Genomic DNA, 11,042 nt, shown 5'->3' with positions numbered 1-11,042 from the left:
TCCCGTCGACCCCCGCCGCGTCGAGCATCTCCCGAGCCAGCGCCAGGGTCAGCTCGACCACGTCGTCGGGGCCGCCGCCTGCGAGCACGTCGAGTGACTCGGCGACTTCCACCGCGTTGCCGACGGCCCGTCCGAGTGGCCGGTCCATGTCGGTGAGCAGCGCGCGGGTGGCGACGCCGTGCGCGGTGCCCAACTCGACCATCGTGCGGGCCAACTCGCGCGACTCCGCCTCCGTCTTGAGGAAGGCGCCGCGACCCACCTTGGTGTCCAGCACCAGTGCGTCGGCGCCCTCGGCGAGCTTCTTGCTCATCACCGAACTCGCGATCAGCGGCAACGACTCGGTGGTCGCGGTGACGTCGCGCAGCGCGTAGATCTTGCGGTCGGCCGGCGCCAGGTCACCTGCGGCGAAGACGGCCGCGCCGATGTCTCGAAGCTGTTGGCGGATTTGATCTTTGGAGAGTTCGGCGGTGAACCCGGCGATGGCCTCCAGCTTGTCGAGGGTGCCGCCGGTGTGGCCGAGTCCGCGACCGGCCGCCTGTGGCACCGCGGCACCGCAGGCCATCACGACGGGCACCAGCGGGATGGTGATCTTGTCGCCCACCCCGCCGGTGGAGTGCTTGTCCACCAACGCGAGTGGCTTGCCGTTGCGGCGGATGTCGCTGAAGTCGAACCGCTCGCCGGAGCCGATCATGGCCGCCGTCCAGCGGGCGATCTCGCCGGGCGTCATGCCGCGCAGGAAGATCGCCATCAGAAGCGCCGACATCTGTTCGTCGTGCACCCGCCCGTGTGTGTAGCCGTCGATCACCCAGTCGATCGCGGCATCCGACAGCACTCCCCCGTCGCGCTTGGTCCGGATGACGGTCGGCGCGTCGAAGGTGAACTCCGTCACGGGTTCTCCACGCGAGCCATGTCGTCGGGACCGAAGGCGTCGGGCAACAGTTCGGACAGCGGACGGGGGCCCGCCGGATGGTCGATCGACATGTCCGGGCCGCCGTGTTCCAGCAGCACCTGTCGGCACCGGCCGCATGGCATGAGCAACCCGCCAGAGGCATCCACGCAGGACAGCGCGACGAGCCGCCCGCCACCGCCCGAATGCAGGGCGCAGACCACAGAACACTCGGCACAGAGACCTAGGCCATATGAGACATTCTCCACATTGCAGCCGACCACGATTCGACCATCGTCGGTCAGCGCGGCCGCCCCGACCGGGAATCGCGAGTACGGCGCGTACGCCCGCGACATGACCTCGATTGCACTGTCCCGCAACAATTTCCAGTCAACATCGATCGCCATGTCAGTTCCGCGCCCGGCAGTCTGAATGCATTCCGAAACCTCCGTGTCACGGCCCGAGTTCGTAGATAGGCAACCCTAACTTCTTCTTTGGGACGGCTGCCGGCGCTACCACGCTAGTTCTTTCGGCAAGACAATGGGTTTAGAGTCGCCCCGAGGGTTTGGGCACAGGTTGGGCAACGTAGACACGAGGTCCCCACCCGCTGCCCCGAGCGTCCACCGATGCCGTTGGAGGTACGGAAGTGAGTACTCGGAAATGACGCAGACAGCCGCGGATTCCGCCACACCGGCTCCGCGATCGTCACCACCGCGCCGCCGCACCCTCTATCGCGGCGACCCGGGCATGTGGTCGTGGGTGCTGCACCGCATCACAGGCGCCACCATCTTCTTCTTCCTCTTCGTCCACGTGCTCGACACGGCGCTGGTGCGGGTCAGCCCCGAGGCCTACAACGAAGTCATCGACACCTACAAGACGCCGATCATCGGTCTCATGGAGGTGGGTCTGGTGGTGGCGGTGCTCTACCACGCCCTCAACGGCATCCGGGTCATCCTGATCGACTTCTGGCAGCACGGGCCGAAGTACCAGCGCCTGATGCTGTGGGTGGTCCTGGGTGTCTGGATCGCGGTATTCATCGCCGCGATCGGAGTGATCGGCATGCACATGGCGGAGCAGTTCCTATGAGCCCCACCGGAGCCGCAGGGCCGGCGATATCGGGCCGGGCGGAGAATCCCTACGACCACGTCAGCGAGCGCGGCGGCCCCGCGCCCATCATGCAGCGCAGCCACGATCGGCCCGCAGGCCTGGACAACCCGAGGGCGCCACGGCGCAACAGCGGGATGCCGAACTTCGAGAAGTACACCTGGCTGTTCATGCGGTTCTCCGGCATCGTGCTGGTCTTCCTCGCGCTCGGCCATCTCTTCATCATGTTGATGTGGGAGAACGGCGTGTATCGGATCGACTTCAACTACGTGGCGCAGCGCTGGTCGTCGCCGTTCTGGCAGATCTGGGACCTGCTGCTGCTGTGGCTGGCCCAGCTGCACGGCGGCAACGGCATGCGCACGATCATCGCCGACTACGCGCGCAAGGACTCCACCAAGTTCTGGCTGAACACGCTGCTAGCGCTGTCGATCTTGTTCACGCTGGTGCTGGGCACCTACGTGTTGCTGACGTTCGACGCGAACATCTCGTGAACGGGCGAGCGAAGCGACGGGAGATATTCGTGAGTCAGGGAGTGCTTCGAAGATGATTACCGAACACCGCTACGACGTCGTCATCGTCGGCGCAGGCGGCGCAGGCATGCGCGCCGCCGTCGAAGCCGGCCCAAGGGTGCGCACCGCCGTGCTGACCAAGCTGTACCCGACGCGCAGCCACACCGGCGCCGCGCAGGGCGGCATGTGCGCCGCCCTGGCCAACGTCGAAGAGGACAACTGGGAGTGGCACACGTTCGACACCGTCAAGGGTGGCGACTACCTCGCCGACCAGGACGCCGTCGAGATCATGTGCAAGGAAGCCATCGACGCCGTCTACGACCTCGAGAAGATGGGGATGCCGTTCAACCGCACCCCCGAGGGCCGCATCGACCAGCGCCGCTTCGGCGGACACACCCGCGATCACGGCAAGGCACCCGTGCGCCGCGCCTGCTACGCCGCCGACCGCACTGGCCACATGATCCTGCAGACGCTGTATCAGAACTGCGTCAAGCACGACGTCGAGTTCTTCAACGAGTTCTACGCACTGGACCTGGTGCTCTCGGATACGCCTGGCGGACCCGTGGCCACGGGCATCGTGGCCTACGAGCTCGCCACCGGTGACATCCACGTGTTCCACGCCAAGGCGATCGTGTTCACCACCGGCGGGTCGGGGCGGATGTACAAGACGACGTCCAACGCGCACACCCTGACCGGCGACGGCCTTGGCATCATCTTCCGCAAGGGACTTCCCTTGGAGGACATGGAGTTCCATCAGTTCCACCCGACGGGCCTGGCAGGCCTTGGCATCCTGATCTCGGAGGCCGTCCGCGGCGAGGGTGGGCGACTGCTCAACGCCGACGGCGAGCGGTTCATGGAGCGCTACGCGCCGACGATCGTCGACCTGGCGCCCCGCGACATCGTCGCCCGATCGATGGTCCTCGAGGTGCTCGAGGGCCGCGGCGCGGGCCCCAACAAGGACTACGTCTACATCGACGTGCGTCACCTCGGCGCGGACGTGCTCGAGGCCAAGCTGCCCGACATCACCGAGTTCGCCCGAACCTACCTGGGCGTCGACCCGGTCACCGAACTGGTGCCGGTGTACCCGACGTGTCACTACGTGATGGGCGGCATCCCGACCACGGTGCACGGCCAGGTGCTGCGGGACAACAACGCGATCGTCCCCGGTCTGTATGCGGCGGGCGAATGCGCGTGCGTGTCGGTGCACGGCGCCAACCGACTGGGCACCAACTCGCTGCTGGACATCAACGTGTTCGGCCGCCGCGCGGGCATCGCCGCCGCGAACTACGCACTCGGACACGACCTGGTGGACCTGCCGGAGCGGCCGGCGTCGATGGTGACCGACTGGGTCGGCGACATCCTGTCCGACCACGGCAACGAGCGGGTCGCCGACATCCGGAGCGCGCTGCAGCAGTCGATGGACAACAACGCCGCGGTGTTCCGCACCGAGGAGACGCTCAAGCAGGCGCTGACCGACATCCACGCGCTGAAGGAGCGTTACGCCCGGATCACGGTGCACGACAAGGGAAAGCGCTACAACAGCGACTTGCTGGAAGCCATCGAGCTGGGCTTCCTGCTGGAGCTGGCCGAGGTCACCGTGGCCGGCGCGCTGAACCGCAAGGAGTCAAGAGGCGGTCACGCCCGCGAGGACTACCCCAACCGCGACGACACCAACTACATGCGCCACACCATGGCTTACAAGGTTCCAGGGGGCGGGAGCGAAGTGACTGGGGGGGCATATCGCGCCACCGACCTGCTCTCCGATGTCAGGCTGGACTACAAGCCGGTGGTGCAGACGCGTTACGAGCCGATGGAGCGGAAGTACTGACATGAGCGCACCCGCGATCGAGAAGCAGGACACCCAGGACACCCCACCGGTCCCCGAGGGGTCGGTGATGGTGACGATGAAGATCGCCCGGTTCAACCCGGAGGATCCGGATTCGGCAGGCTTCCAGAGCTTCCGGGTGCCGTGCCTGCCCAGCGACCGGCTGCTCAATCTGCTGCACTACGTCAAGTGGTACCTCGACGGCACGCTGACGTTCCGGCGGTCCTGCGCGCACGGGGTGTGCGGCTCCGACGCGATGCGCATCAACGGCGTGAACCGGCTGGCCTGCAAGGTGCTGATGCGCGACCTGCTGCCCAAGAAGCCGGGCAAGCCGCTGACCATCACCATCGAGCCGATCCGCGGGCTACCCGTCGAGAAGGACCTCGTCGTCGACATGGAGCCGTTCTTCGACGCCTTCCGCGCGGTGAAGCCGTTCCTGATCACCAGCGGCAATCCGCCCACCAAGGAACGCATTCAGAGCCAGACCGACCGCGCCCGCTACGACGACACGACCAAATGCATCCTCTGTGCGTGCTGCACGACGAGCTGCCCGGTGTTCTGGAACGAGGGCAGCTACTTCGGCCCCGCGGCGATCGTCAACGCGCACCGGTTCATCTTCGACAGCCGCGACGAGGCCGCCGCCGAACGGCTGGACATCCTCAACGAGGTCGACGGGGTGTGGCGGTGCCGCACCACGTTCAACTGCACCGAGTCCTGCCCCCGCGGTATCCAGGTGACGAAGGCGATCCAGGAGGTCAAGCGGGCGCTGCTGTTCGCCCGCTAGTCCCACACCCGCGCTGCGATTTGTGAGCGCGAACGTTCGCGCAGCGACGGTTTGCGCTCACGAGTCGCAGCGGGGGTGTCACACATTTGGGGGCTGTCTCGTCCAAGAGGCATGAACCCGACACGAATCCCCGCCCTTCCCCCCGCCAAGGCGCCGCTGCTGGCCCGGCTGATGTACCGCTACGCCAAGCGGCGCTTCGGCGAGGTGCCCGCGCCGTTTGCGGTGGGCGCGCACCACATGCCGCTGCTGGTGGCCAACGCCGTCCACGAGACGCTGCTGGAGCGCGGCTCGAAGAAGCTGCCGTCGAACATCCGCGAGCTGGCCGTGTACTGGACCGCCCGCACCGTCGGCTGCTCGTGGTGTGTCGACTTCGGCGCCATGCTGATCCGTCTCGACGGGCTCGACGTCGAACGCCTCAAGTCCGTGGACGAGTATGCGACTTCTCCGCTTTTCACCGACGACGAGCGCGCCGCGATCGCCTACGCCGACGCGATGACTACCGACCCGCATACCGTCACCGACGAGCAGGTCGCCGATCTGCGGCGGCGATTCGGTGACGCGGGCACGATGGAGCTGACCTATCAGATCGGCGTCGAGAACATGCGGGCCCGGATGAACACCGCGCTGGGCATCACCGAACAGGGCTTCAGCTCCGGTGACGCGTGCCAGGTTCCGTGGGCTACAGAGGATTCGGGGCCTGCCGCATCGGCGAACCGCTGAACTTTTCCGGGTTCGCGACATCCCAGATGGCGCAGATTTTTCCATCGCGGACGGTCAGCGCCTGGATGTGCGGCTGCAATTCGGGCCACTCACCGTCCATGGCCACGCGCTCGTTGTAGATCCCGAGTTCACCATTCACGAGGGCCAGCTGCCCGACTTCGAAGAACCGCGGGCCGTAACGCTTGGCCAACCCGAGGATGAAGCGGGACACCTTGTCGGAGCCGTGGATGACGCGGGCGGCGGTGGGCGCCTTGCGGTTCGAGTCACCGGTGAACGTCACGTCCGGGTGCAGCACGGCGACGACGGCGGCCATGTCCCCCGCCGCCATTGCGGCCATGAGCCTGCCGACCACCTCATCATGGGGGGCGGAGTGCGGCGCATCGCGCGCCGGCGCCTCCGCATCGGCGACCGTGCGCCTGGCCCGCGACGCGAGTTGGCGGGCCGCCGCCGCGGTGACTCCGAGCACGTCGGCGATCTCGGCGAACGGCACCGCGAAGCCGTCGTGCAGGACGAACGCCACCCGCTGATCGGGGGTCAGCCGTTCGAGCACCACCATCGCGGCGAACCGGGCGTCCTCCCCTGCGACGACCGCCGCAAGCGGGTCCGACCGGTCGAGCGGCGTCACCACGGGTTCGGGCAGCCACTCGCCGAAATAGGTCTCGCGCCGGTGGGCCGCCGATCGCAGCCGGTCGAGCCCGATGCGGCTCACCACTGTCGTCAACCACGCCCGCAGATCGTCGATGCCGTCTCGATCGGGCCCCAGCGCGTGCCAGCGCAGCCAGGCGTCCTGTACCGCGTCTTCTGCATCGGCGAACGTACCGGTCAGCCGGTAGGCAACGGACAGCAGATGTGAACGCAGTCCCTCGAATTCGTCGGTCCTTTGCGCCGTTGTCACAGCCCCAAGTCTAGTGAGGTCGCCCGCATCGACGGCGGCGTGGGAACGTTGCGATATGCCGTCCAAGCCGCCAAATTCCCAAGCCTTGAAGCACTAGTGGCACGAATTTCGTTGTTGACACGCGATTCGACGACTGAAACCGTATTCTCCAACGGTTCGGCTACATGACAAGGGGAACGCGTGAGCACAGGTGATACCGCCGTCGACCCGGGAAGCTCCGGGTCGACGGTCGAAAGCAAGGGTCTCAAGGGCGGGGCGCTGGGCCTGCTGTCGAGCGTAGTGGTCGGCATGGCATCCACTGCCCCGGCCTACAGCCTGGCCGCCACCCTGGGTCTCATCGTGGCCAGCGGCGGCGCGCTGCTGTCGGGTGTGAAGGCGCCGGCCATCGTGCTCATCGCGTTCATCCCGATGTATCTGATCGCGGTGGCTTATCAGGAACTCAACAAGGCCGAACCTGACTGCGGCACCACCTTCACCTGGGCGTCGCGCGCCTTCGGGCCAATCATCGGCTGGCTCGGCGGCTGGGGCATCATCGCCGCCGACGTCATCGTGATGGCCAACCTGGCCCAGATCGCCGGCGCGTACTCGTTCACCTTCGTCGGCGACTTGGGCTGGCACTCGGTCGCGGACTTGGCCGATAGCACGTTGTGGTCGACCGTCGCGGGCGTCATCTGGATCATCGTGATGACCTACATCTGTTACCGCGGCATCGAGGTGTCGGCGCGCATCCAGTACGCGCTGCTCAGCATCGAACTCGTTGTCCTGGTGATTCTTTCGGTGGTCGCGCTGTACAAGGTGTACACCCACAACGCCGAGGACTACTCACTGTTCCCGTCGCTGTCCTGGTTCTGGCCCGGCGGACTGGACTTCGGCACGATCATCGCCCCGGCGATTCTCACCACCATCTTCATCTACTGGGGCTGGGACACCGCGGTGGCCTGCAACGAGGAGTCCGACGACCCGGGCACCACACCCGGTAAGGCCGCGGTGCTGTCGACCTTCCTGCTGCTGGCGACCTACGCCCTGGTCACCGTGTCGATCGTCGCGTTCGCCGGCGTCGGCACCGACGGCATCGGATTGGGGAATCCGGACAACTCCGGTGACGTCTTCGCCTCCATCGGCCCAGACCTGTTCGGTGACAGCATCCTTGGAAAGATCGGCCTGCTGCTGCTGTCGGCGTCGATTCTGACCTCGGCGTCCGCGTCTACGCAGACGACGATCCTGCCCACGGCACGAACCACTCTGTCGATGGGTGTGTACAAGGCGCTGCCCGATTCGTTCGCAAAGATCCACCGCCAGTACCTCACGCCCACCACGTCGACGATCGTGATGGGCGCCGTTTCGATCGGGTTCTACGTCCTGTTTACGCTGATCAGCGTCAACCTGCTGACCGCATTGATCGGGTCGGTCGGGTTGATGATCGCCTTCTACTACGGGCTCACCGGCTTCGCCTGCGTCTGGTACTACCGCAAGACCCTGACCGGGTCGGTGCGCGACTTCGTCATGCGCGGCGTCGTCCCGCTACTGGGCGGGACCATCCTGCTCGTCGTCTTCATCTACGGTCTGCTGCAGTACGCCAAACCGGACTGGCTCACCGACGACGACGGCAACAACGTCACGATCTTGGGCTTCGGCGCCGTGGCAGTGGTGGGTATCGGTGCGTTGGTCCTCGGACTCATCCTGATGGTGATCTGGCGGCTGATGTCGCCAGGCTTCTTCAAGGGCGTCACCCTGCCGCGCCGCGCCGACCTGCTCCTGGAACCGGCCACCGCCTCGGTGGCGCACTTCGGTCTGCCGGACCTGTCCAACCTGCCCGAAGGCGAGACGGCGATCGATCCCGCGACGGGCGAGGAGTTCACCAAGGGCGGCTCAACGCCGCCGACGGTTTAGCGAGCGGGAGCACAGGCGTTCGCGGCGGCCTCGACGGTCGCCGTCAGGAGCGTGTCGTCCATCGGACCGATGGTGGGCAGCACGGCGCGCAGCAGCAGCGGGCCGGTCAGCAGGTCCGAAACGATGTCCGGTCGTTCGACCGGGGCAATCTCACCGCGGTCGGCGGCGCGGGCCAGCATCGCCGCGACCGAGCGCCGGCGGGGCGCCATGAACCGCTCGTAGAACACACCGCCGAGATCGTCGTCGACGGTGATGTCACTGAGGACCCCGGCCAACCCGGCCTGGATCACCGGATGGGCGAAGAATTCGCGTTGCAGCCGCTGCAGTAGCAGTAGATCGCGGCGCAGCTGCCCACTGTCCGGGGCGGGGTCGGATCCGAATCGGCTCACCAGCAACCCGACCACGAGTTCGCCTCGCGTCCTCGCCCGACGGTAGATCGCCGCGCGGGTGGTGCCGGCGAGCTTGGCGACGCGATCGATGTTCACGGCGGCATAGCCGTCGGACAGCAGCACCGACGCCGTGGCGTCGGCGATCGCGGTGTCCAATGCGTTGTCGCGCGGGCGACCTCGAAGACCTGACATCAGCGTTTCGCACCTTACGGTTTGACCTATTAACGATGCAGAGTGTATCGTTAATAGCCATGAAAGCAATCTGGATATTTGGCGCAACTGGCCTCAGTGGACGCGGGGTCGCTCGCGAACTGGTCGAGGGCGGTGCCGACGTCGTTCTCGTTGGGCGCGATCAGGACAAGCTCGCGTCGGTGGCTCGAACCGTGGGCGGGCCGGTGCGTACGAGGGTGGTCTCCGGGGTCGCCGAGCTGGTCGGGCTGATACCCGTCGAAAGGCCCGCCGTCCTGGTGAACGCGGTCGGCCCATACAGCGCGACGACCGTGCCTCTTGCCCAGGCCTGCCTTGCGGCCGGAGTGCACTATCTGGACCAGGCCAACGAGCTCGAGCCGGTGCGGGAGTTGCTCGAACTCGACGACGAGGCCAGACGCCGGGGCGTCACGCTGGTCACCGGGGCCGGTTTTGGGGTGCTGGCCACCGAGGCGCTGGTGATCGAGTTGCGAAGTGATCGACCTGCGGCAGCGCGCGCCGTGGTCGCCGCCGTACCCGCCGTGCAGGAGCTCGGATCGTCGGTGCTTGCCAGCGCCGTCGACGCAATTGCCTACGGCGGCAGACGATACCGGGACGGACAACTCGTCCGTCGCCGGCTTGGCGCGGACCACGAACGGATCCCGATCCCTGACGCGCCGCCGAGAGACGTACTCGCGGTACCGACCGGTGAACTCGAGGCTGCGCGGCGGGCATCGGATGCCCGCGACGTGATCGCATACTCCAGCGAGATACCGAGCGGGCGGGCGGCGCGAGCGGTCATGCCTGCGATGTCGGCGTTGTTGGCCGTGCGGCCGATCCGGGCCACCGCGCAACGTCTGATCACCCGGATGCGCCTCACGCCACCGGTGAAGACCGGCAACGTCTCCTGGGCGTACGCGCGACTGGAGTGGGCCGACGGCACACGTCGGGAGGCGTGGCTGCGTACCGGAGAGGGCTACGCGTTCACCGCACGGGTCGCCGCCTTGGCGGCCGGGCAGTTGGGCGAAGCGTCGACAACGCGCGGGGCCTTCACTCCCGGTGCGCTGTTCGGTGCCGACTTGGCCAGGCAGACCGGCGGCGAGATCATCACGAAGGGACACGTCAGCCCATGACCAGCGACCTCAGCCGACGGACCGACGTTCGGATACCGGCAGGCCACGGCGAAGAGATTGACGCCTGGGTGTACCTGCCCGATGGACCTGGTCCGCACCCCGTCGTCGTGATGGCCCACGGCATCGGCGGGGTGAAGGCCGCGGGGCTGGCCCCATTCGCCGAGCGGTTCGCCGACGGCGGGTTCGCGGCGGTGGTGTTCGACTACCGACATTGGGGCCGCTCTACCGGACAGCCCAGACAGCTGCTATCGATTCGCCGTCAGCTGGACGACTACCGCACGGTACTGGCCTGGGTGCGCGCCCACGCTGAGTTCGATACAACGCGTGTATTCGTTTGGGGCACTTCGTTTGCCGGCATGCACGGCGTCGAACTGGCCGCAGCTGAGCCCGGGCTGGCCGGTGCCATCGCACAGTGCCCGCTGGTGGACGGCCTGGCCGGAGTCGCGCAGATACCGTTGTCCCGAGGGCTCCGGCTCGCCGCCCACGCCGTGGCTGACTTGTTCGGATCGGCGCTCGGCCGGCCACCGCACTACCTGCAAGTCAGCGTGCCTTCGGGCCAGTTGGGGGTGATCGCCACCGAAGACGCGATGGCCGGCTACGCCCGCCTCGACCCAGGCGACGACTCCTGGCCCAACGACATCACCGCCCGCTCTGTCCTGGACGTCACGGTGCGCCGGCCGGTTCGGCGCGCCCGACGTACTCGTTGCCCATTGCTGATGGT

General features: G+C 66.9%; 12 protein-coding genes. 8 read left to right on the top strand and 4 right to left on the bottom strand.

The annotated features are described in order from the left end of the window. Together QOC69_RS32400 and QOC69_RS32395 are read right to left on the bottom strand one after the other, a co-directional pair. On the bottom strand, positions 1 to 889 hold an 889-nt coding region (locus QOC69_RS32400), incomplete at its 3' end, for a thymidine phosphorylase (protein ID WP_526446589.1). Beyond that, positions 886 to 1,293, bottom strand: coding sequence for a cytidine deaminase (locus tag QOC69_RS32395; RefSeq protein WP_526446588.1), 408 nt, complete (start codon positions 1,291 to 1,293; stop codon positions 886 to 888). The genes QOC69_RS32395 and QOC69_RS32400, both read right to left, overlap by 4 nt. Positions 1,294 to 1,546: 253 nt before the next feature. On the opposite strand from QOC69_RS32395, the gene sdhC reads away from it, so the two are divergent. The 5 genes from sdhC (at position 1,547) to QOC69_RS32370 (ending at position 5,828) form a co-directional block, all read left to right on the top strand. After that, positions 1,547 to 1,972 carry a succinate dehydrogenase, cytochrome b556 subunit gene (gene sdhC / locus QOC69_RS32390; RefSeq protein WP_526446587.1) on the top strand — a complete coding sequence of 142 codons (426 nt, stop codon included), beginning with the start codon at positions 1,547 to 1,549 and terminating at the stop codon, positions 1,970 to 1,972. A gap of 89 nt (positions 1,973 to 2,061) precedes the next feature. Then, positions 2,062 to 2,481 (top strand): succinate dehydrogenase hydrophobic membrane anchor subunit, encoded by a 420-nt coding sequence (locus QOC69_RS32385; protein WP_526446590.1) that lies wholly within the window; start codon positions 2,062 to 2,064, stop codon positions 2,479 to 2,481. Between the two features lie 52 nt (positions 2,482 to 2,533). Continuing rightward, positions 2,534 to 4,327 (top strand): succinate dehydrogenase flavoprotein subunit, encoded by a 1,794-nt coding sequence (gene sdhA / locus QOC69_RS32380; protein WP_526446586.1) that lies wholly within the window; start codon positions 2,534 to 2,536, stop codon positions 4,325 to 4,327. Position 4,328: 1 nt separating this feature from the next. Then, on the top strand, positions 4,329 to 5,108 hold the full coding sequence (locus QOC69_RS32375) for a succinate dehydrogenase/fumarate reductase iron-sulfur subunit (protein WP_526446585.1): 780 nt from the start codon (positions 4,329 to 4,331) through the stop codon (positions 5,106 to 5,108). 111 nt (positions 5,109 to 5,219) lie between these two features. Further along, entirely contained in the window at positions 5,220 to 5,828 is a 609-nt protein-coding gene (locus tag QOC69_RS32370) for a carboxymuconolactone decarboxylase family protein (protein ID WP_526446584.1), read from the top strand. Here QOC69_RS32370 and sigJ read toward each other — a convergent pair. Further along, complete coding sequence (sigJ, locus tag QOC69_RS32365; protein WP_526446583.1) at positions 5,788 to 6,723, bottom strand: RNA polymerase sigma factor SigJ; 936 nt, start codon at positions 6,721 to 6,723, stop codon at positions 5,788 to 5,790. The genes QOC69_RS32370 and sigJ overlap by 41 nt on opposite strands. Positions 6,724 to 6,903: 180 nt before the next feature. Between sigJ and QOC69_RS32360 the strand changes: the two genes are divergently transcribed. After that, positions 6,904 to 8,613: an amino acid permease gene (locus QOC69_RS32360; RefSeq protein ID WP_526446582.1), complete on the top strand. Its 1,710-nt coding sequence runs from the start codon at positions 6,904 to 6,906 to the stop codon at positions 8,611 to 8,613. Here the strand turns inward: QOC69_RS32360 and QOC69_RS32355 are convergent. Further along, the gene (locus QOC69_RS32355) at positions 8,610 to 9,194 is read right to left on the bottom strand and encodes a TetR/AcrR family transcriptional regulator (RefSeq protein ID WP_526446581.1); all 585 of its coding nucleotides are present in this window, start codon (positions 9,192 to 9,194) and stop codon (positions 8,610 to 8,612) included. The genes QOC69_RS32360 and QOC69_RS32355 overlap by 4 nt on opposite strands. A gap of 59 nt (positions 9,195 to 9,253) precedes the next feature. Here QOC69_RS32355 and QOC69_RS32350 point away from each other — a divergent pair, with 59 nt between their 5' ends. Together QOC69_RS32350 and QOC69_RS32345 are read left to right on the top strand one after the other, a co-directional pair. Beyond that, entirely contained in the window at positions 9,254 to 10,321 is a 1,068-nt protein-coding gene (locus QOC69_RS32350) for a saccharopine dehydrogenase NADP-binding domain-containing protein (protein ID WP_526446580.1), read from the top strand. Then, positions 10,318 to 11,042 (top strand): alpha/beta hydrolase (locus tag QOC69_RS32345; protein ID WP_526446579.1); only part of this gene is annotated, 725 nt, incomplete at its 3' end. The genes QOC69_RS32350 and QOC69_RS32345, both read left to right, overlap by 4 nt.

The sequence above is a fragment of the Mycobacterium sp. genome, assembly GCF_032162105.1.
Classification (GTDB): domain Bacteria; phylum Actinomycetota; class Actinomycetes; order Mycobacteriales; family Mycobacteriaceae; genus Mycobacterium.
This window is presented reverse-complemented; position numbering and strand designations above follow the sequence as displayed.

Coding starts and splice junctions, on each gene's coding strand:
- QOC69_RS32395 (WP_526446588.1), bottom strand. CDS start 1,293: ATGGCGATCGATGTTGACTGGAAATTGTTGCGGGACAGTGCAATCGAG.
- sdhC (WP_526446587.1), top strand. CDS start 1,547: ATGACGCAGACAGCCGCGGATTCCGCCACACCGGCTCCGCGATCGTCA.
- QOC69_RS32385 (WP_526446590.1), top strand. CDS start 2,062: ATGCAGCGCAGCCACGATCGGCCCGCAGGCCTGGACAACCCGAGGGCG.
- sdhA (WP_526446586.1), top strand. CDS start 2,534: ATGATTACCGAACACCGCTACGACGTCGTCATCGTCGGCGCAGGCGGC.
- QOC69_RS32375 (WP_526446585.1), top strand. CDS start 4,329: ATGAGCGCACCCGCGATCGAGAAGCAGGACACCCAGGACACCCCACCG.
- QOC69_RS32370 (WP_526446584.1), top strand. CDS start 5,220: ATGAACCCGACACGAATCCCCGCCCTTCCCCCCGCCAAGGCGCCGCTG.
- QOC69_RS32355 (WP_526446581.1), bottom strand. CDS start 9,194: ATGTCAGGTCTTCGAGGTCGCCCGCGCGACAACGCATTGGACACCGCG.
- QOC69_RS32350 (WP_526446580.1), top strand. CDS start 9,254: ATGAAAGCAATCTGGATATTTGGCGCAACTGGCCTCAGTGGACGCGGG.